The organism is Nocardioides daejeonensis, from assembly GCF_003194585.1.
Taxonomy (GTDB): domain Bacteria; phylum Actinomycetota; class Actinomycetes; order Propionibacteriales; family Nocardioidaceae; genus Nocardioides; species Nocardioides daejeonensis.
Genome location: NZ_QHKZ01000003.1, coordinates 95,381 through 115,703, shown reverse-complemented (window position 1 = coordinate 115,703; position 20,323 = coordinate 95,381). Strand labels below are relative to the sequence as shown.

Genomic DNA, 20,323 nt, shown 5'->3' with positions numbered 1-20,323 from the left:
ATCCCGCTAGTCGACCCGATGCCACCCCTGTGGCATCGGGTCGCCCTTGCGGAGACAGTCGGTCTCGCGTCGGTCCGGATGCGGGTCATCGGCTCGGACCTCCGTCCATCCCCACCTGTCCTCGCAGACGAATGGGCGGTTGCCGAGCGGGTCCCACCGGTGGCCCGGTGGCAGCTCGCTGTCGTCCTCGTCCTGGCAGTAGCTCCCGCCCTCGGGGGTGAGCACGGGACGCTCTCCGTCGACGCACTGCCACTCGTCGATGAGCGGGGTTCCGCTGAGCCAGAGGTAGGCGACGGGGGAGAGCATGCCGAGGACGATGAGGGCGGCGAGGCCGCCCCAGAGCCAGGGCATGCGCCGGCCGGGGCGGTCCTTGGGGTTACGGGTCTGAGCGGGGAACGGGTCCATAGAGGCCATGGCTCATATGCTCGCCGCCGCGGGCTCAGAAGCGCATGAGTCGGCGTACTCAGACGTGGCGGGGTCGGCGAGACTGCCCGGGGTGCGGCCGAGTTCGCGTGTGAACGCCGCCACGAACGAGGATGCGCTCGCATAGCCCACCAGGTGCGCCGTCTCGGTGACCGACCGGTCGTGAAGCAGAGCGACCGCTGCCTTCAGCCGGATCTGGGTGCGCAGCGCGGTGAAGGTGAGGTCGAACTCGCGTTGCAGATCGCGTTGGAGGGTCTTGGGGCTCACGTGCAGCCGTTCGGCCCAGGCGGAGAGCCCGGTGGCATCGGCGGGATCGGCTAGAAGAGCCCGCGCGACGGTCTGAGCGCGGGTGTCGCCGACCGCTTCGTGCTCGATCCCCACGGCCGGTGCTTCGGTGAGCAGGTCCAGGATGTCGGCGCGGGCTCGGAGCCCGGCCGCCTCGTCCACCCCGGGCTGTGCGATCGCCAGCAGCCGTGCCCCCGCCGTGCCCTCGGGAGTGAGCGCTGCGGCAGGCAGCGAGGTCAGTGCGGGTGGCGCGCTGCGCAGGCACATCCGGAGCACCGTCTGGGAGCCGAGTCCCTGCACCTCGGCGACGACGCCGCGGCGTATCCACAACATCTCGCCGGAGGAGACGAAGCGGGAGGCGCCGCCGCGGCGCACTCGCAGTACGCCGTCGGGCGACCAGAGCACCTGGTGCAGGAAGTCGTCGCGGCTCTCCGGGAAGTCGGGGGTGGTGCGGGCGCGCGGATAGCGCAAGACCAGCAGCCCGCTCGGCGGACCGAGGCCGTAGCCATAGCTCTCCACCGTGATCTCGCCCACGGTGCTTGCCCGTGGCGGGGCGAGCGTCGGCGTCGACGGACCTCTCAGCGACACCATCTGACTTCTGCGCGACACAGCAGGCAGTGTAACTAAGGCTAGCCTCACCTAGGGGATGTGCGGGTCGACCGCTTCCCCCTGCTCATTCGTCTAGGGAAAGAACCTCCATGTCTTCACGCCTCCGTGCCCGTCGCATCGCCGCAGCGATGGTGACTGCTTGTCTCGGGCTCTCGCTCACGGCCTGCTGGGCCGACGACAGCGAAGCCAAGCCCGAGGGAGAGACGATCACCTTCACCGCCGACAACGGCGAGGTGGAGATCCCCGCGAAGCCGGAGCGCGTGGTCGCCACCGGCTATGCCGTGCCGGTCCTGTTGGAGGCCGACGCGCCGCTCGTGGGCATCTCGGAGTGGGGCCGCGGCACCGCGATGATGACCGAGGAGGACCTCGCCGCCTACGAGAAGACCCAGAAGATCATGGGAGAGACGGCCGCCTCCATCAACTACGACGCCGTCGAGAAGGTCGACCCCGACGTCATCATTCTCGGTGTGCCGCTGCCGGTGCTCGGTGATGTGAACCTGGACCGCCTCGGCAAGATCGCGCCGGTCGTCGTCCTCGGCCCCAGCGTCCCGGACTCCTGGAAGGAGCTCAGCGCACGCCAGGCGGAGGCCGCCGGTGTGCAGGGCAGCCTGGAGAAGCAGCGGGACGCCTACTACGCCCGGGCCGATGAGCTGAAGGCGAAGTACGCCGGGGTCCTCGACGGGGTCTCCTTCGGTCACGTGGGCGCGTACGGCGACCTGTCGGCCGGTGAGTTCCAGCGCGAGTTCGCCGGATCGTGGGGCACGAACATCGCCGGCGACGTCGGCGTGAACTACCCGGGCGAGGTCAAGGACGCCAGCGCGGGCGGCTCCAGCACGGTGAGCGAGTACCCGTCGATCGAGGAGCTTCCGGCCAGCTTCGCCGACTCCGACTACATCACCTACACCGTCGGCCCGGACGGCAAGGTCGCGCCGTCGGTGCAGTACGTCTTCGACTCGCCGTTGTGGAAGAACCTGGCGCCGGTCAAGGCGGGCAAGGTGATCCCGATCCGCTACAGCGAGGCCGCCACCTACTCCTCGGCGATGACCACCCTGGACGCCATCGATGAGGCCTTCGAGAAGGCCTTCGCCGAGGAGCTCGAGCAAGGATGATCGACCGCAGCAACCCCGGTCCTCGCGTCCATGCCCATCAGGCCACCGGTCGGGGAACCGCCCGGATCCCGTACCCGACGGAGATCCGGACGGTCCGGATCACCGCGCGCACCGAAGTGACGCCGTACCTGTTGCGGCTGACGGTGGCCGGGCCCGAGCTGGCCGACCTGCACTCCTACGCCTGCGACGACCACGTCGGCATCGTCTTCCCGCTGCCCGACGGCACCCGCAGCGACCCGGTCTTCAACCCGGAGCGGCAGGCACTCGACTGGCCGTCGCCGAGTCCGTCGATGCGCAAGTACACCATCCGGCGGCACGATCGCGGGGCCGCCGAGCTCGACCTCGACATCGTGCTGCACCCTGGCGGTCTCGCCTCGGACTGGGCCACCACGGCGCAGGTGGGCGACGAGGCGGTGCTGGCTGGACCGCCCGGATCGCTGGTGTTCAGCCACACCTACGCTCGCTATCTCTTCGCGCTCGACAGCACCGCGGTGCCTGCCTTCGCCCGCTGGCTCGACGAGGGCGACTGGATCGAAGAACGCGGAGTCACCGTGCATGCGGTGATCGACCACGACCATCCAGCAGAGGTCGCCTACCCGCTGCACGTCCGGGACGGCGTCACCGTCGAGTGGCACCTGCGTGACCGGGGCTCCCGGCTCGCCGACGTCGTGTCGGGTCTCGATATCGGGCGAGACCCGGCCGACGTCTTCCTCTTCGCCGCAGGCGAGGCCAACGACATCAAGCCGTTGCGCCGGTGGGCGAAGGAGCAGGGGATCGACGCGCTGGTCACGGGCTACTGGAAGCGGGGGGAGGTCGAGTTCGACCGGGAGGACCACGACCACGACGGCCACGACCACGACGGCCACGACCACGAGCAGGCGTGAGCGCGACCACTCACCGGATCCCTGCACGCGCCCTTGCCGTCGGGTCGGTGCTGCTCGGCGCCGCCGTCCTGGTCAGCCTGACCGTCGGCAAGGGCGGGGTCGGCAGCGCGGATGCGCTTCGCGCGCTCCTCGATCCCGAGCCGGGCAACGCGGCTCACCTGACGGTCCGCTCGGTCCGGCTGCCGCGCGCCCTCCTTGCCGTGCTCGTCGGGGCCGCGCTCGCCCTCTCGGGTGCGTTGGTGCAGACCCTGACCCGCAACGCACTGGCCGAGCCGGGCCTCCTCGGCGTGACCGCCGGCGCGTCGTTCGCCGTGGTTCTGGGCACCCGGTTCCTCGGAGTCTCCGGGCAGGCGCCGACCCTGCTGATCGCCTTCGTCGGCGCAGCGGTGGCCGCCGTTGCCGTGCAGGCGGTCGGCCGGGCTGACCCGCTGCGCCTGGTGCTGGCGGGCGTGGCACTCACCGCGGTGCTTGCCGGGCTGTCGATCGGCATCCGGCTCACCGACCCCGAGACGTTCGACAAGTACAGGTTCTGGTCGGTCGGCTCGCTGGCCGGCCGCGAGCAGTTGCCGCTGCTGCTGCCGTGCCTGGTGTTGACCCTCGCCCTCGCCGCCGCGTTGCTGCTGGGCAGGCCGTTGGGCGCGCTGATGCTCGGCGACGACGTCGCCCAGGGGCTGGGGGTGCCCGTGGCCCGGGTGCGGGGGCTGACCCTGGTGGTGGCCACCGTCCTCGCCGCGACTGCGACCGCCGTGGCCGGACCGATCATGTTCGTCGGCCTGATCGTGCCGCACCTCGTACGCCGCTTCGCCCAGGCGTCGATCACCTGGCTGATGGTGCTGTGCCTGGTGGTCGGCCCCTTGCTGATGGTCGTCGCCGACACGCTCGCCAGAGTGCTGCTGCAGACCGGCGAGGTGCCGGTAGCGGTGCTGACCGCGGTGCTCGGTGGAGCGATGCTGATCTGGGTGGTCCGACGACACGGAGCGATGGAGCTATGAGCCTCACTCTTCCGGTCGCTCCCGGCCGGCGTCTCCGCCTCGACGTACGCACGGCTCTCGTCTGTCTCGTCCTGGCGCTGCTGTCGTTGGCGATCGGCCTCGTGTCGCTGTGCTGGGGGAGCGGGTGGGACCCGCCCGGCGACGTACTCGCGGCATTGCGCGGGGAGGGACCGATCCAGATCTCGGTGACCCAGTGGCGGATGCCGCGCATCGTCGCCGCCCTGGTCTTCGGGGTGGCGCTCGGCCTGGCGGGCGCGATCTTCCAGAACCTGACGCGCAACCCGCTCGGGGCGCCGGACATCATCGGCCTCGATGCCGGCGCCTACACCGGCGTGCTGCTGGTCTTCACGTTGACCGCGGCGTCGGAGGCAACGATCATGTTGGCCGCCCTCGCGGGTGGTCTCTCGGCGGCGCTGGTGGTCTATCTGCTCTCCAGCGGCACCGGCTTCTCGGGGCTGCGCCTGGTCGTGATCGGCATCGGCGTGCAGGCGATCCTCACCGCAGTGAACTCGTGGATCATCCTCCGGGCGGAGCTGGACGTCGCGATCGCTGCCAGCGTCTGGCAGGCCGGATCGCTCAACGGGCTGGACTGGGTCGACATCGACACCCCCGTGACCGTCATCGCTGTCCTGACCGTGGCGCTGGTGCTCCTCGCTCGGCCCTTGCACCAGGCGGCCCTTGGGGACGACCTGGCGATCACCTCCGGGGTCCGCCTGGAGCGACTCCGGGTGCTGTTGGTGCTGCTCGGCGTCGGTCTCTCGGCCACCGTCACCGCCGTCGCGGGGCCGATCGTCTTCATCGCCCTGGCTGCTCCGCAGATCGGGCGACGCCTGGCAGGCGCGGCCGGCGTACCGCTGTTGCCGGCAGCCCTCGCTGGTGCGCTGCTGCTGACCGGCTCGGACCTGCTGTCCCAGTGGATCCTGGCGCCGACCGTCATGCCGGTCGGCGTGGTGACCACCGGGGTCGGCGGCCTCTACCTCTTGTGGCTCTTGACGAAGGAGATCCGCCGATGAACCGCTTGCGTGCCCAAGGCCTGGGGTTGGGGTACGGCGACCGGCTGGTCGTCGAGGGACTCGATCTGGAGGTGCCGACCGGGGCGTTCACCGCCATCATCGGCCCCAACGCCTGCGGCAAGTCGACGCTGCTCCGTTCGTTGGTGAGGCTGCAGCCGGTTCGCGAAGGGCGCGTCGAGCTCGACGGGCGGCGCCTGGCGGAGTGGAAGGGCAAGGAGGTTGCGAAGGAGCTGGGCTTCCTGCCGCAGTCGAGCACCGCTCCGGAGGGGATCCGAGTCGAGGGCCTGGTGCGCCGTGGACGCTACGCGCATCAGTCGGTACTCGGCTCGTGGAGCCCCGCCGACGAGGTGGCGGTCGCGGAGGCGATGCAGGCGGCAGGGGTGGCGGAGCTGGCGCACCGGCTGCTCAGCGAGCTCTCCGGCGGGCAACGGCAGCGGGTCTGGATCGCCATGGTGCTGGCCCAGCAGACGCCGATCCTGCTGTTGGACGAGCCGACAACCTTCCTCGACATCGCACACCAGTACGAGCTGCTCCGGCTGCTGCACGGCCTCGTCGCTGCTGGCCGCACCGTCGTCGCGGTGCTGCACGACCTCAACCAGGCCTGCCGCTTCGCCGATCACCTGGTGGCGATGCGCGAGGGCTGCGTCATCGCCCGCGGCACTCCCGTGGAGGTGATCACCGCCGAGACCGTCCAGCGAGTCTTCGGCATGGCAGCGGTCGTGGTGCCCGATCCGGTCACGGGAACGCCGATGGTCGTGCCCGAGCGCTGAGTGCCGGAGCCGCGGAGGTCATGCGCGACGGACCGGGGCCCGTCGGACGCATGACCTCCGCGATCCCTACCCGACGAGCTGCTTGGCGAGCTCGGCGCTGGCCGGGTAGTCGACCTTGCTGACCGGGGTTCGCGGCACCTTGTCGACGAAGAAGATCTGCTTCGGCACCTTGTAGTTGGAGATCAGCGACCGGCAGTGCTCGCGCAGCTGCTCCTCGGTGGTGGCGACTCCCTCGCGCAGCTGCACCAGCGCGGTCACCTGCTGACCCCAGCGCTCGTGGGCGGTGCCGACGACCACTGCGTCGAAGACGTCGTCGTGACGCAGCAGTACCGCCTCCACCTCCTCGGGGTGCACCTTCTCGCCGCCGGTGTTGATGCAGACCGAGCCGCGACCGAGGACGGTGACCGAGCCGTCCTCCTCGCGGCGGGCGAAGTCGCCCGGGATCACCCAGCGGACACCGTCGATCTCCTTGAAGGTCGCGGCCGTCTTCACCGGGTCCTTGTAGTAGCCCAGGGGTACGGCGCCGGAGCGGCCGAGCAGCCCGTCCGCGCCGACCGGGCACGGCCTGAACTCCGCATCGAAGACCTCCACGTCGGGACCGACTCCGAACTTCGGTGCTCCGGCAGGTCCCTCCTTGCCCTCGTCCATCCGGGAGCCGGTGGCGCCCGACTCGGAGGCGCCGTACGAGTCGAGGATGTAGCGGCCGGGCAGGGCCTTGCGGATCTCGTCGCGGACCCCGTCGGAGAGCGGCGCGGCTCCGTTGGAGACGGCGACCAGCGAGCTCAGGTCCCAGCGATCCGGCTCGGCCAGGATCGCCTCGGCGACCGGGCGACCCATGGCGTCGCCGAGGAAGGTCAGGGAGTTCACCCCGGCCTTCTGCACGAGGTCGAGGATGCCCTCGGGTGAGAAGTTCGGCTCGGTGTAGAGCGCGACGGTGAAGCCGGCGACGTGGCCGTTGCCGAGGATCCACTGGCTTCCGCCGTGCATCATCGGACCGCAGGCGAGCAGCGTCAGGAAGCCCTCGTTCGCGGCTGCCTCGGCTGCCAGCGCCTCCACCGACTCGATCGGTGCCCCGAAGCGACTGGCGTTGAGCGCCGCCTTGACCACATCCTCGTTGCGCCAGACGACGCCCTTCGGGTTGCCGGTCGTCCCACCGGTGTAGAGCACGTAGTGATCGTCGGCGGAGCGGCCGGTGACCTGACGCACCGGAGAGGCTGCGGCCAGCTCGGTCTCGTAGCTGTCGTCGAGCACGAGCAGCTGCCTCAGGTCGGGCAGGTCGAGGGCCTGCACCATCTCGACGAACTCGGGAGCGATGATCGCCGCCACGCAGTCGGCGTTGCCGTAGAGGTAGGCCAGCTCGTCGTGCTTGTACTTGTAGTTGATGTTGATCGGCACGGCGCGCGCCTTCAAGCAGCCGTAGAAGGCGTCGATCCACTCGATCCGGTTGGGTGCGTGCACCGCCACGTGGTCGCCCGGCTCCACGCCGAGCGCGACCAGGCGGTTGGCCAGGCGCGTGGCTCGTTCGTCGATCTCGGCGAAGGTGTAGGACCGATCGATCGTCTGGACGGCGATCCGGTCGGGGATGGTGTCGGCCATCGCCTCGAGGATGTCGGCGATGGTGAGGGGACGGGGCGCGGCTGTGGTCTCGGTCACAGGGACAGGGTGGCAAATCAGAACACGTTCTCGCAAAGGAACTCCCGAGAATCGGGACCCAGGGCACCGGCACAGGACCTTCGTCCCCTACCGATCGGCTCTCGACAGGGTGCTGCCGATCCGACATGGTGGGTGACATGAGCGGTCTGGGAGGACGTGTTCAAGAAGGCTCGGCGACTCGCTCGCCGAACATGATGCTGGCTGTCGCCACGCTCGGCTTCGCGGTCAACTTCTGGGCCTGGGCGCTGCTCAGTCCGTTGGGCCCGAAGTACCGCGACTCCGGGGAGCTCGGCGCGCTGACGGAGTCCGACGTGGCACTGCTGGTCGCGGTGCCGGTGATCGTCGGCTCCCTCGGCCGGATCGTGATGGGCGCCCTGACCGATCGGTTCGGCGGACGGGTGATGTTCCCCGCGGTGTCGGCGGCGACGGTCATCCCGGTGCTCTTCCTCGCCTTCTTTGCGCTCGACTCCTACGACCTGCTGTTGGTCGGCGGCTTCTTCCTCGGCCTCGGCGGCACCACGTTCGCAGTCGGCGTCCCCTTCGTGAACGCCTGGTTCCCGCCCGAGAAGCGCGGCCTGGCCACGGGCATCTTCGGTGCCGGCATGGTGGGCACCGCCGTCAGTGCGCTGACCACGGTCGCGATCTGGGACGGCGTGGGCCGCCGGGCACCGTTCCTGTTCGCCGCCGCGGCACTTGCGGCGTACGCGGTCCTGGCGTGGGTGGTGCTACGCGACGCTCCGGGCCGGCAGGTGCCGACCACCAGCATGCTGACCCGGATGCGCGCCACCGTCCAGCTGCCGATCACCTGGCAGGCGGGCGTGCTGTACGCCGTCGCGTTCGGTGGGTACGTCGCGTTCTCCGTCTACCTGCCCGCCTACCTGAAGACCGCACACGGGCTGACGGCGGCGGATGCGAGCAACCGGATGGCGGGCTTCGTGGCCGTCGCGGTCATCATGCGGCCACTCGGCGGTTGGCTCTGCGACAGGTTCTCCACCGTGCGTGTGCTCGCCGGCTGCTTCGCTGTGATCGCCGTCTGCGCGGGCGTCGCGGCCACCAATCCGCCGATGGACATCCGTGGCACCGCCGCCTTCTTGGTGATGGCCGCCGCGCTGGGTGCCGGGAGCGGCGCCACCTTCGCTCTCATCGCGCAGGCGACCGACCCGGCCCAAGTGGGCAGCGTGACCGGTCTGGTCGGCGCGGCCGGTGGGCTGGGCGGCTTCGCCCCGCCGTTGCTCATGGGCTACATCTACGGCCGGACCGAGTCCTATGCGATCGGCCTGTGGATGCTGGCGATCACCGCCGCCCTCACTCTGCTGCTGACGCTGACCCGCGTCCGCCATCTGATCGACGACCGTGAGGAGAGTGTCGCGTGAGCAAGGCCGGTCTGGACAGCGCCCTCAGCGACGTGCTGGTCGGGTCCCGCCGCTTCTTCACCCGGGCGGAGGTGAGCAGCGACCTGCGCAGCCTGCATCGTAAGGGCGGCCGTGAGGCCGACGACTTCTATCGGGATCGCTGGAGCCACGACCTCGTGGTGCGCTCCACCCACGGCGTGAACTGCACCGGCTCCTGCTCGTGGAAGGTCTACGTCAAGGACGGGATCATCACCTGGGAGACGCAGCAGACCGACTACCCCTCGACCGGCCCCGACCGCCCCGAGTACGAGCCGCGCGGCTGTCCCCGCGGTGCCGCCTTCTCCTGGTACACCTACTCGCCGACCCGGATCCGCTACCCGTACGTCCGCGGAGTGCTGCTGGAGCTCTATCGGGAGGGCAAGCGCCAGCACGGTGGTGACCCGCTCCAGGCGTGGTCGTACGTCGTCGACCACCCGGAGCGCGCGGCGGCGTACAAGAGCGCCCGCGGCAAGGGTGGCCTGGTGCGTGCCACCTGGGAGGAGGCGGTCGAGATCGTCGCCGCCGCCCACGTGCACACGATCGGAAGGTGGGGGCCGGACCGGATCGCGGGCTTCTCGCCGATCCCGGCGATGTCGATGGTCTCGCACGCCTCGGGGGCGCGCTTCATGCACCTCATCGGCGGCTCGATGCTCAGCTTCTACGACTGGTACGCCGACCTGCCGGTCGCCTCGCCGCAGGTCTTCGGGGACCAGACCGATGTGCCCGAGTCCGGCGACTGGTGGGATGCCGGATACCTCGTGATGTGGGGCTCCAACGTGCCGGTCACCCGGACGCCGGACGCCCACTGGATGACCGAGGCTCGCTATCGCGGCCAGAAGGTGGTCGCGGTCTCTCCTGACTACGCCGACAACGTGAAGTTCGCCGACGACTGGCTGGCAGTCCGGCCCGGCACCGACGGAGCGCTGGCGCTGGCGATGGGGCACGTGATCCTGCAGCGGTTCTTCCTCGACCGGCAGGTGCCGTACTTCGTCGACTACGTGAAGCGCTTCACCGATCTGCCGTACCTGGTGAAGGTGGACGGTGGCAGACCGGGGAAGTTCTTGACTGCGGAGGACTTGATCTCGACAAGCTCGATCGCCGGGGAGGGCTCGGTCGCCGGGGAGGGCTCGGTCACCGGGGAGGGCTCGATCACCGGGGAGGGTTCGGCTCCGTGGGCGGAGCACCGGGAGAACGCCGCGTTCCGCACCGTGTTGCTCGACTCCGCCACCGGCGAGCCGGTGGTGCCCAACGGGTCGCTGGGTCACCGCTTCGGGGAGTCCGGCAAAGGCGCGTGGAACCTCGACCTCGAGGGGGTGGATCCGTTGCTGCGCCTGGACGGCGAGACCGTCGAGGTGGAGCTCCCGCTCTTCGGGGACCTCGACGGCGCTCCCACCAGCCGGACGGCCTCGGTGCCGACCCGGATGGTCGGCGGGCATCGGGTGACGACCGTCTTCGAGCTGCTGCTGGCCCAGTACGCCGACTTCACCCCCGAGTGGCAGGAGCCGATCACCGGCGTGCCGGCGGCCGCGGCGACTCGGATCGCGACGGAGTTCGCACGCAACGCCGAGGAGTCCCGAGGCCGGTCGATGATCCTGATGGGAGCCGGCACCAACCACTGGTTCCACTCCGACACGATCTACCGCGCCTTCCTCGCCCTCACCACCCTGACCGGTTGCCAGGGTGTCAACGGCGGCGGCTGGGCACACTACGTCGGCCAGGAGAAGGTGCGGCCGATCACCGGCTACAACCAGGTCGCCAACGCACTGGACTGGTCGCGGCCACCGCGCAACATGAACCAGACGGTCTACTGGTACCTGCACACCGACCAGTTCCGCTACGACCAGTTCAGCGCCGACACCCTCGCCGCTCATGACGCGAGCAGCTTCGCCGGCCTGGCCACCGCCGACGTGATCGCCAAGGCCGCGCGGATGGGCTGGGCGCCGTCGTACCCGACCTTCGACCGCAACCCCCTGGCACTCACCGAGGAGGCCGAGGCCGCCGGCCGCCCGGTCGGCGAGTACGTCGTCGAGCAGCTGCGGGCGGGCACCCTCGGTTTCGCCGGCGAGGATCCGGATGCCCCGGAGAACTTCCCTCGTGTGCTCTCGATCTGGCGGGCCAACCTGCTCGGCTCCTCCTCGAAGGGCAACGAGTACTTCCTCAAGCACCTGCTCGGCACCGACTCCTCGGTCCGGGCCACCGAGGCTCCGGAGGGCATGCGACCGCGTGACGTGCGCTGGCACGACGAGGCGCCGGTCGGCAAGCTCGACCTGCTGCTCACCCTCGACTTCCGGCAGACGTCCACGACCCTCTTCTCCGACGTGGTGCTGCCGGCCGCGACCTGGTACGAGAAGCACGACCTCTCCAGCACCGACATGCACCCCTTCGTGCACTCCTTCAATCCGGCCATCGCGCCGCCGTGGCAGTGCCGCACCGACTGGGACGCGTGGAAGGCGATCGCGGCGAAGTTCTCCGAGCTCGCCGCGCCACGCCTAGGGATCAGGCGGGACGTGGTGGCGGTGCCGCTCTCGCACGACACCCCCGACGCGATGGCCAACCCGCACGGTCTCGTCAGGGACTGGCGCACCGGCGAGTGCGACCCGGTGCCGGGCACGACGATGCCCAAGCTTGTCGAGGTGACCCGCGACTACGGCGCCATCGCAGCGAAGATGACGTCGCTCGGCCCTCTGGTCGACACGTTGGGCGCGACGACGAAGGGCGTGACCTTCGACCTCAGCGGTCCGGTCTCCCACCTGCGTGCCAAGAACGGGGAGACCCGTGGCGGCGCCGGCGACGGCCGCCCCAAGCTGGAGACCGACGTCCACATGTGCGAGGCGATCCTGGCCATGTCGGGCACCACCAACGGCCATCTCGCCACGGCGGGCTTCAAGCAGCTGGAGGAGCGGGTCGGCAAGCAGTTGCACGACCTGGCCGCGGAGCACGAGGGCAAGCAGGTCACGTTCGCCGACACCCAAGCCGCGCCCGTCCCGGTGATCACCTCGCCGGAGTGGTCCGGCTCGGAGTCGGGGGGACGCCGCTACTCGCCCTTCACCGTCAACGTCGAGCGGCTCAAGCCCTGGCACACGCTCACCGGTCGCCAGCACTTCTACCTCGACCACGATTGGATGCAGGAGCTGGGCGAGGTGCTGCCGGTCTACCGGCCCCCACTCAACATGGCGGCGCTCTTCGCGGAGCCGGAGCTGGGCTCGGTCTCGCCGCCGGGCAGTGCGGCCGAGGGACTCACCGTGCGCTATCTGACACCGCACAACAAGTGGTCGATCCACTCGGAGTACCAGGACAACCTGTTCATGCTCTCGCTCTCCCGCGGCGGCCAGTCGATCTGGATGAGCGAGGCCGACGCCACCCGCATCGGCGTGGCCGACAACGACTGGATCGAGGCGGTCAACCGCAACGGCGTCGTGGTGGCGAGGGCGATCGTCAGCCACCGCATGCCGGAAGGCACGGTCTACATGCACCACGCGCAGGACCGACTGATCGACGTACCGCTGGCCGAGAGCTCGGGGAAGCGTGGTGGCATCCACAACTCGCTGACCCGTCTGCTGATCAAGCCGTCGCACCTGATCGGCGGGTACGCGCAGCTGTCGTGGGCGTTCAACTACATCGGACCGACCGGCAATCAGCGTGACGAGGTGACGGTGATCCGGAAACGGTCGCAGGAGGTGACCTACTGATGCGCGTGATGGCCCAGATGGCGATGGTGATGAACCTCGACAAGTGCATCGGCTGCCACACCTGCTCGGTCACCTGCAAGCAGACGTGGACCAACCGGGCCGGCACCGAGTACGTCTGGTTCAACAACGTCGAGACGAGGCCCGGGCAGGGCTACCCCCGCCGCTACGAGGACCAGGAGCGGTGGCGTGGCGGCTGGACGCTCACCAAGCGTGGACGACTCACGTTGCGCGGCGGGGGGCGGCTCAAGAAGCTGGCCACCATCTTCAGCAACCCGCTGCTGCCCTCGATCGACGACTACTACGAGCCGTGGACCTACGACTACGCGACCCTGACCAACGCCCCTGCCCAGGAGCACACCCCGGTGGCTCGGCCGCGCTCGTTGATCAGCGGACGCACCATGAAGGTCTCCTGGTCGGCCAACTGGGACGACAACCTCGGCGGCTCGGTGGCCACCTGGGCGGGAGACCCGGTGCTGGCCAAGGTCTCTGGAGAGGTCAAGCGCTCCTTCGAGGACGCCTTCATGTTCTACCTGCCACGCATCTGCGAGCACTGCCTCAACCCGTCGTGCGCGGCGTCCTGCCCGAGCGGCGCCATCTACAAGCGCGAGGAGGACGGCATCGTCCTCGTCGACCAGGACCGGTGCCGCGGGTGGCGGATGTGCGTCTCCGGGTGCCCCTACAAGAAGGTCTACTTCAACCACCGCACCGGCAAGGCGGAGAAGTGCACCTTCTGCTTCCCGCGGATCGAGGTGGGACTGCCGACCGTGTGCTCCGAGACCTGCGTCGGTCGGCTGCGCTACCTCGGCCTCGTGCTGTACGACGCCGACCGCGTGCTCGACGCCGCCTCGACGCCCGACGAGAAGGATCTCTACGCCGCGCAGCGCTCGGTGCTGCTCGACCCCCACGACCCCGAGGTGATCAGGGCTGCCACGCGCGACGGGATCCCGCACGACTGGATCGAGGCGGCGCAACGCTCGCCGATCCACGCGCTGATCAGCACCTTCGAGGTCGCACTCCCGTTGCATCCGGAGTACCGCACCATGCCGATGGTCTGGTACATCCCGCCGCTCTCGCCGGTGGTCGACGTGGTGCGCGACACCGGGTCGGACGCCGAGGACTCCGACAACCTCTTCGCAGCCATCGAGGCGCTGCGGATCCCGATCGAGTATCTCGCCGAGCTCTTCACTGCCGGCGACGTCTCGCTCGTCGACGGCGTGCTGCGCAAGCTGGCCGCGATGCGCTCCTACATGCGCGACATCAACCTCGGCCGGGAGCCGAACGCCGCCATCCCGGCGGCGGTGGGCATGAGCGAGGAGGCGATGTACGACATGTACCGGCTGCTCGCGCTGGCCAAGTACGACGAGCGCTACGTGATCCCCAAGGCTCACGTCGAGCAGGCACACGCACTGGAGGAGCTCGCCACGGAGTGCTCGCTCGACTACGACGGCGGACCCGGCATGGGCGGCTCTGGCCCGTTCGGGGAGGGCTCGGGGGCACAGGCGGTGCCGATCGCAGTGGAGAACTTCGCGGTGCTGCAGGCTCGGCAGACCTCCGACGACGTGCAGTCGATGGGCAGCGGTCGGGTCAACCTGCTGAACTGGGACGGCAAGGGTGCGCCCCCGGGCCTCTTCCCGCCACGGCCCGACGGCCAGGCGCCGGGGGAGGAGCGGTGAGGCGGCGGCGTACTCCCGACGACCGCGTGGTGGCAGCGACCTGGCAGTGCGCGTCCTTGCTGCTCGACTATCCGGGGGCGGTCGACCTCGACCCGGTGGCGCGCACCGTGCCCGAGCTTCCGGCGACCTTCGCCGAACCGCTGGGCGCGGTGCTCGAGCACCTGCGTTCGGGCGACCCGACCGAGCTCCAGGCGTCGTACGTCGACACGTTCGACACACGCCGCCGTCACAACCTGTTCCTCACCTACTTCCAGCACGGCGACACCCGCAAGCGCGGCATGGCGCTGCTGCGGTTCAAGCAGGCCTACCTCGCGGCCGGCGTGCAGCTGGGCGACGAGGAGCTCCCCGACCACCTGTGCGTCGTGCTGGAGTTCGGGGCATGCGTGGATCTCGCAGTCGGACGACAGCTGCTCCTCGATCATCGTGCCGGGCTCGAGCTGTTGCGGATGGCGCTGGTCGAGGCCGAGTCGCCGTGGGCCGGGGCGGTCGTAGCCGTGACGGCGACGCTGCCCGCACTGCGCGGGGATGAGCAGGAGGCGGTGCGCCGGCTGGCCGAGCAGGGACCGCCCGACGAGGAGGTGGGGCTGACGCCGTACGGCACCCCGGCCTTCGACGCGAGGCTGGCCGAGGCACGAGGGCCGGTCGACCTGCCGATGCCTACCCTCGCCGCGCGCGGCCCGGGGCGGGTGGAGAGCCCGAGGAGGCTTCGATGACCGACTTCTGGTGGGTCGTGGTTCCCTACGTCTGTCTGACCGTCTTCGTGGTGGGCCACGTCTGGCGCTACCGCTACGACAAGTTCGGCTGGACGACGCGCTCCTCGCAGCTCTACGAGGACAGGTGGCTGCGCCTGGGCAGCCCTCTCTTCCACTTCGGGATGATCGGCGTCTTCTTCGGGCACGTCCTCGGCCTGGGGATCCCGGAGTCGTGGACCGAGGAGCTCGGGATCAGCGACGAGGCCTACCACGTGGTCGCCGTCGGTGGGGGCGTGCTGGCCGGCGCGGCCGCAGTCGCGGGGCTGGTGATCCTGGTGCTGCGCCGTCGACTGGTCGGCCCGGTCTTCTCAGCGACCACGCGCATGGACAAGGTCATGTATGCCGTGTTGGGAGTGGTGATCTGCCTCGGCATCTGGAACACGATCGCCGGCTCCATCCTCAACCTCGGTGGGGAGTACGACTACCGCGAGGGCGTCTCGGTCTGGTTCCGCGGCATCTTCCGCGGCGACCTGCACCCGGAGCTCATGGCGGAGGCACCGTTCGGTTTCCAGGCCCATGGCCTGGCCGCGATGCTGCTTTTCGCGCTCTGGCCGTTCACTCGGCTGGTGCACGTCTTCAGCGCACCGCTCGGCTATCTCACCCGGCCCTACATCGTCTACCGGTCCCGCGACGGGCGCCCGACCGCGCAGCCCGGCTCCCGGCGCCCACGCCGAGGCTGGGACCAGGCTTCCTGACCGTTCCCGGGTTTCCTCGCAGGTAGACCCTCCGGGTGCCGATGAGGTAGCCGGAGGGAGAGGGCATGGACCGATCAGGTGCGGGTCGCGAGCGTGGCGCCGCTGCTCTGGAGTTCGCCCTCGTCGTGCCGATCCTGATGGGCCTGGTGATGGGCATCGTCGACTTCGGGATCGCGATCAATCGCGACACGCTCGTCAACAACGCGGTCCGTGAGGGAGCCCGGGAGGCGAGCCTCAATCCCGACGCCACGCAGGTCGAGGCAGTGGTACGCCGCGTGCTCACCTCGCTGCCCGCCGATGCGGTGACCGTGACCGTGGGCTGTCGCACGCCGGCCGGGACCGCCTGCGCCTCCTTCGCGGCCGGCGCGGCCTCCGGGGGCACGGCGATCGTCACCGTCACCTACCGGCACGAGCTGGTCACGCCGATCTCCAGTCTCGTCGGCGACAGCCTGACGCTGTCGGAGACCGCGGAGATGAGGATCGAATGAGGCGGCTCGCCGTCGGGACGACGCGCTCCGAGGTGCCCGGCGCCTCCCGCGGTCGGGACGCAGGTGCCACGACGCTGTTGGTGGCGGTGCTCATGTCGCTGCTGATGATGGCTGCTGCGCTCTCCATCGACATCTCCCAGCTGGTGAACGAGCGACAGGAGCTGCACGACACCCTGGACGCTGCCGCGCATGCCGGTGCCTACCACCTCCCCGGCGACGGGGTTGCGGCCGAGGACGCGGCCCGCCGGTTCGCGACTGCGAACGATCCCGACGTGCGGCCGACGATCGACTTCTGGTGTGTGGTGGCACCGACGCCTGCCGGTCTCGTGGACGCCACCCAGGTGCCGTCGACCTGCGATCCCGGGCCGCCGCCGTACACGAACGGGACCTATCCCGCGTTGCGCTGCAACACCCGCTACTGCGCGATCCCCTGCGATCCGCGCGAGGGCGACCGCTGCAACACGATCCGCGTGGCGGACAGCAAGGTCGTGCCCTTCGTCTTCGCGCCGGTGAGCGACATCAGGGAGGGCAGCACCGGCTCGATGGTCTCGGTCGCCTGCAAGGGAGCGTGCGGGACAGTGGCGCCGAACCCGCTGGACATCGCGATCGTCGCCGACCGCACCGGCAGCATGAGCGCCGCGGACGTGAGCGCCATGACGACGGGGATCCTGGCGACCCTGCGCACCATGACGCCCGCTCAGCAGTACGTCGCCCTCGGCACGATCGGCAGAAGCCGCACCGGCACGCCCTCGTGCGCGGTGGCCCCGAGCACCAGCGCGACGAGCGGTCCCTGGGTCCCCGTGCCGTTCACCGCCGACTACGTCACCGGGGCCGGCGCGACCCTCAATGTCAGCAGTCCGCTGGTCAGGGCGGTCAACTGCCTCGGCAGCTCCTCCTCAAGCACCGGCACCCATCTCGCCGCGCCGATGAAGGCGGCCGCCCGCTACCTGCTCGGGCTCGACCCCAACAACCTCCGGAGCTTGCCGCCACGGGCCGGGACGCCCCGCAAGGTGCTGCTCTTCGAGACCGATGGGCAGCCCAACGAGACGCTCAACAGCGCGGCTGTCGACCTTGCCAGCTCCGGTGAGCCCGGTGGAGGCAGCAACGGCAACACCGCGTGCTCGCGTTTTCTCGACGTGGCCACGCGCGCCAAGGCGGCCGGCATCCTGGTGGTGACCGTCGCCTACAACCTCGGCACCTTGGAGTGCGACGGCGACAAGCGCTCGGGCAACGCGCGTCGAGTGACCGCGGTGCTGGCCGAGGCCGCCTCGGTCGACTCCACCGGGGCGGCCAGCGATGCCGACAACGCCTGCACCACGGTCGCCCTCCGCGCGGCCGAGAACAGCGACGGCGACCACTTCTACTGTGCCGCGAGCGGTGACGACATGGCGAGCCTCTTCACCTCGGCCATCAGCGCGGCCGGGCAGGGGATCCGGCTGCTCCGACTGCCCTGAGCACGGGTTCACGAAGGTCATGGCCTGACCGAGCCTTCACGTGCTGAGGTGGGCTGCCCGGATTCCGCCGCGCACTGATCATCTGTTCGCCACCCGGCGGACGGATGCGGGTCGCCCGACCGTGATGGAACGAAAGACATGGGTCGGACGCGTGTTTTCCTGGCGGTGCTCGGCAGTGCGGCGGTGGGCTTCGTCGTCGGCTCCCGTGAGCTCCTGCGCCACCAGGCGCGGGTCGCCCGCACGGCCATCGGCAAACCGCTGGGGGAGGAGGCGCCGTACGCCGACCAAGTCTTCAAGCCGTCCTACGGGCAGCCCGTGGAGCTCCTCCTGCTCGGTGACTCCATCGCCGCCGGGCTCGGGGCCGAGACGCCCAAGGGCACCCTGGGAGCGCGCTTGGCGAAGGGGCTCGCCAAGGCCAGCCTGCGCTCGGTGCGGCTGACTACGGGCGCCGTCGTCGGCGCCGAGTCGTCGATGGTGGCCGACCAGATCGCCGTGCTGCCGCCGGACTATCGGGCAGACGTGGCCGTGATCGTCGTCGGCGGCAACGACGTCACCCATCGCGTCCCCGTGGCCGAGTCGCTGCAGCATCTGCGGGAGGCGATCACCGCCCTCCAGAAGCGCGGCACCGCCGTGGTCGTCGGCACCTGCCCGGATCTCGGCATGCTCCGTCCGGTGCCGCAGCCGCTGCGCTCCCTCGGCGCCCGTGCTTCCAGGCAGCTGGCCGCCGCGCAGCGCGAGCTCGCGCTCGACTGCGGCGCCTATGCGGTGTCGTTGGCAGACGTGGTGGGACCGTTCTTCATCACCAACCCGGACGAGATGTTCAGCCTCGACCGCTTCCACCCCTCCGCGCTGGGCTACAAGCGGACGGCGAAGGCGATGCTGCCGTCCGTGCTGGCCGCGCTCGGGCTGCGTGACGCCGTACCCTTCGGGCATCACGCGCCAGTAGGGTTCCTCAGGTGACCGAGATCCTGCTGGTGACCTGTGCCGCCCTGCCCGACGGCGAGCCTGAGGGGCAGCTGCTGGTCGACGCCTTCGCCCGCCGTGGCGCGTCGGCGCGCTGGGTCGCCTGGGACGCAGACGACGTCGACTGGGCGGCCGCTGACCTGGTGGCGGTCCGGGCCACCTGGGACTACGACGCGCGCGTGGAGGAGTTCCTCGGCTGGGCGGAGCGGATCGAGGCCGCCGGCGCCCGAGTGCTCAACGGCGCCGGAGTCTTCACCTGGAACACCGACAAGGCCTATCTGGCGGCGCTGGCCGAGGCGGGCGTCCCGGTGGTGCCGACGGTCGTCGTCGACGGCGAGGAGTCGCTGCCTGCGGCCGTTGCGGAGTTCGGTCGCGCCGTCGTGAAGCCGCGTACGGCCGCGGGTGGTCGAGGTGTCGTGGTCTTCGATCTCGAGGCCGGTGGGCCGTCCGACCTCGACGAGTCGGCGCTGGAGATGGGGCCGTGGGTGGTGCAGCCCCTGGTGGAGTCGATCCATACCGAGGGTGAGTGGTCGGTCTATGTGCTCGGCGGTCACGTCGTCTCGGCGGCCCGCAAGATGCCCGCTCCGGGCGACATCCGGGTGCACGAGCAGTACGGCGGCCACACCGTTGCTGCCGAGGTGACGGCCGGGCACGGCGCTCTGGCGCTCGCCTGCGTCGAGGTCGCCCAGGAGCTGCTCGGTCGCCGGCTGCCCTACGCCCGCGTCGACCAGATGCGGCTGGCGGACGGCACCCTCGCGGTCAGCGAACTCGAGGTCACCGAGCCGGGGCTCTATCTCGACCAGCTGCCCGGCAACGCTGACGCGTTCGCCGACCTGGCGCTCGGAGAGCTCAGCTCGCCCGGATGATGCGCTGCTCGATCGCCTTCGCGACCGCCCCGGCCCGGGAGTCGACGCCCAGCTTCGTATAGATGTGGGCGAGGTGGCTCTTGACCGTCGCCTCGCTCACGAGGAGCTCGCGCGCCAGCTGCTTGTTGGCCAGCCCGGCCGCCAACAGCCGGAGGACCTCCACCTCGCGCTCGGTGAGCGCGTCGGCGGGACGGGTGGAGCGTCGTACCAGGGTGGCGGCGACCGACGGCGCCAGCACCGTCTCGCCGGCGGCGATCCCGCGTACCGCCCGGAAGAGATCCTCGGGCGGCGCGTCCTTGAGCAGGTAGCCGCCCGCGCCGGCGTCGATGGAGGCCAGGACATCGGCCTCCGTGTCGTAGGTGGTGAGCACCAGCACGGCCGGCGGCTCGGGGAGGGCACGGACCTGGCGGGTCACCTCAGCGCCGCCCTCACGACCGGCCAGGTTGAGATCCATCAGCACCACGTCGGGATGCGTGGCGCCGATCGTCGCGAGCGCGGAGGGGAGGTCGACGGCCTCTCCGACCACTGTCAGGTCGGGCTGCCCCTCCAGGAGCGCGCGTACGCCGGCACGCACGACGGGATGGTCGTCGACGAGGACGATGCGAACGATCCGG

At 70.2% G+C, this 20,323-nt stretch carries 18 protein-coding genes; 14 read left to right on the top strand and 4 right to left on the bottom strand.

The window, feature by feature from the left end:
• Positions 1-6: 6 nt before the first annotated feature.
• Both DNK54_RS08695 and DNK54_RS08690 read right to left on the bottom strand, forming a co-directional pair.
• Positions 7-414, bottom strand: a complete 408-nt coding sequence (locus tag DNK54_RS08695; RefSeq protein ID WP_162602368.1) for a BCD family MFS transporter — start codon at positions 412-414, stop codon at positions 7-9.
• A 3-nt stretch (positions 415-417) separates the two neighbouring features.
• A complete protein-coding gene (locus tag DNK54_RS08690) occupies positions 418-1,317 on the bottom strand; it encodes an AraC family transcriptional regulator (protein WP_239460005.1) in 900 nt (299 codons plus the stop codon).
• An 89-nt stretch (positions 1,318-1,406) separates the two neighbouring features.
• On the opposite strand from DNK54_RS08690, the gene DNK54_RS08685 reads away from it, so the two are divergent.
• From DNK54_RS08685 to DNK54_RS08665, 5 genes are read left to right on the top strand one after another with little or no spacing between them, the layout of a single operon-like run.
• A complete protein-coding gene (locus DNK54_RS08685; protein ID WP_204164485.1) occupies positions 1,407-2,426 on the top strand; it encodes an ABC transporter substrate-binding protein in 1,020 nt (339 codons plus the stop codon).
• Complete coding sequence (locus DNK54_RS08680; RefSeq protein ID WP_110206585.1) at positions 2,423-3,310, top strand: siderophore-interacting protein; 888 nt, start codon at positions 2,423-2,425, stop codon at positions 3,308-3,310. The genes DNK54_RS08685 and DNK54_RS08680 overlap by 4 nt, the downstream gene beginning before the upstream one ends.
• Positions 3,307-4,302, top strand: coding sequence for a FecCD family ABC transporter permease (locus DNK54_RS08675; protein ID WP_204164484.1), 996 nt, complete (start codon positions 3,307-3,309; stop codon positions 4,300-4,302). Before DNK54_RS08680 ends, DNK54_RS08675 begins: the two co-directional genes overlap by 4 nt.
• Positions 4,299-5,315 carry a FecCD family ABC transporter permease gene (locus DNK54_RS08670; RefSeq protein ID WP_110206584.1) on the top strand — a complete coding sequence of 339 codons (1,017 nt, stop codon included), beginning with the start codon at positions 4,299-4,301 and terminating at the stop codon, positions 5,313-5,315. Before DNK54_RS08675 ends, DNK54_RS08670 begins: the two co-directional genes overlap by 4 nt.
• A complete protein-coding gene (locus tag DNK54_RS08665; protein WP_110206583.1) occupies positions 5,312-6,085 on the top strand; it encodes an ABC transporter ATP-binding protein in 774 nt (257 codons plus the stop codon). The genes DNK54_RS08670 and DNK54_RS08665 overlap by 4 nt, the downstream gene beginning before the upstream one ends.
• A 66-nt stretch (positions 6,086-6,151) precedes the next feature.
• Here DNK54_RS08665 and DNK54_RS08660 read toward each other — a convergent pair whose 3' ends face one another.
• A complete protein-coding gene (locus DNK54_RS08660) occupies positions 6,152-7,738 on the bottom strand; it encodes an AMP-binding protein (protein ID WP_110206582.1) in 1,587 nt (528 codons plus the stop codon).
• Between the two features lie 137 nt (positions 7,739-7,875).
• Between DNK54_RS08660 and DNK54_RS08655 the strand changes: the two genes are divergently transcribed.
• From DNK54_RS08655 to DNK54_RS08615, 9 genes are all read left to right on the top strand, one after another.
• The gene (locus DNK54_RS08655) at positions 7,876-9,111 is read left to right on the top strand and encodes an MFS transporter (protein WP_204164483.1); all 1,236 of its coding nucleotides are present in this window, start codon (positions 7,876-7,878) and stop codon (positions 9,109-9,111) included.
• Complete coding sequence (locus DNK54_RS08650; RefSeq protein WP_110206581.1) at positions 9,108-12,818, top strand: nitrate reductase subunit alpha; 3,711 nt, start codon at positions 9,108-9,110, stop codon at positions 12,816-12,818. Before DNK54_RS08655 ends, DNK54_RS08650 begins: the two co-directional genes overlap by 4 nt.
• A complete protein-coding gene (gene narH, locus DNK54_RS08645; RefSeq protein WP_110206580.1) occupies positions 12,818-14,491 on the top strand; it encodes a nitrate reductase subunit beta in 1,674 nt (557 codons plus the stop codon). Before DNK54_RS08650 ends, narH begins: the two co-directional genes overlap by 1 nt.
• Complete coding sequence (narJ, locus tag DNK54_RS08640; RefSeq protein ID WP_110206579.1) at positions 14,488-15,204, top strand: nitrate reductase molybdenum cofactor assembly chaperone; 717 nt, start codon at positions 14,488-14,490, stop codon at positions 15,202-15,204. The genes narH and narJ overlap by 4 nt, the downstream gene beginning before the upstream one ends.
• Positions 15,201-15,938, top strand: a complete 738-nt coding sequence (narI, locus tag DNK54_RS08635) for a respiratory nitrate reductase subunit gamma (protein WP_110206578.1) — start codon at positions 15,201-15,203, stop codon at positions 15,936-15,938. The genes narJ and narI overlap by 4 nt, the downstream gene beginning before the upstream one ends.
• A 65-nt stretch (positions 15,939-16,003) precedes the next feature.
• On the top strand, positions 16,004-16,426 hold the full coding sequence (locus tag DNK54_RS08630) for a TadE/TadG family type IV pilus assembly protein (RefSeq protein ID WP_110206577.1): 423 nt from the start codon (positions 16,004-16,006) through the stop codon (positions 16,424-16,426).
• Positions 16,423-17,880 carry a TadE/TadG family type IV pilus assembly protein gene (locus tag DNK54_RS08625; RefSeq protein ID WP_110206576.1) on the top strand — a complete coding sequence of 486 codons (1,458 nt, stop codon included), beginning with the start codon at positions 16,423-16,425 and terminating at the stop codon, positions 17,878-17,880. The genes DNK54_RS08630 and DNK54_RS08625 overlap by 4 nt, the downstream gene beginning before the upstream one ends.
• A 138-nt stretch (positions 17,881-18,018) precedes the next feature.
• Positions 18,019-18,840: an SGNH/GDSL hydrolase family protein gene (locus DNK54_RS08620; RefSeq protein ID WP_110206575.1), complete on the top strand. Its 822-nt coding sequence runs from the start codon at positions 18,019-18,021 to the stop codon at positions 18,838-18,840.
• Complete coding sequence (locus DNK54_RS08615; RefSeq protein ID WP_110206574.1) at positions 18,837-19,709, top strand: ATP-grasp domain-containing protein; 873 nt, start codon at positions 18,837-18,839, stop codon at positions 19,707-19,709. Before DNK54_RS08620 ends, DNK54_RS08615 begins: the two co-directional genes overlap by 4 nt.
• On the opposite strand, the gene DNK54_RS08610 is transcribed toward DNK54_RS08615, so the two are convergent.
• Complete coding sequence (locus tag DNK54_RS08610; RefSeq protein WP_110207014.1) at positions 19,693-20,319, bottom strand: response regulator; 627 nt, start codon at positions 20,317-20,319, stop codon at positions 19,693-19,695. The two genes, DNK54_RS08615 and DNK54_RS08610, sit on opposite strands and share 17 nt — an antisense overlap.
• Positions 20,320-20,323: the final 4 nt, after the last annotated feature.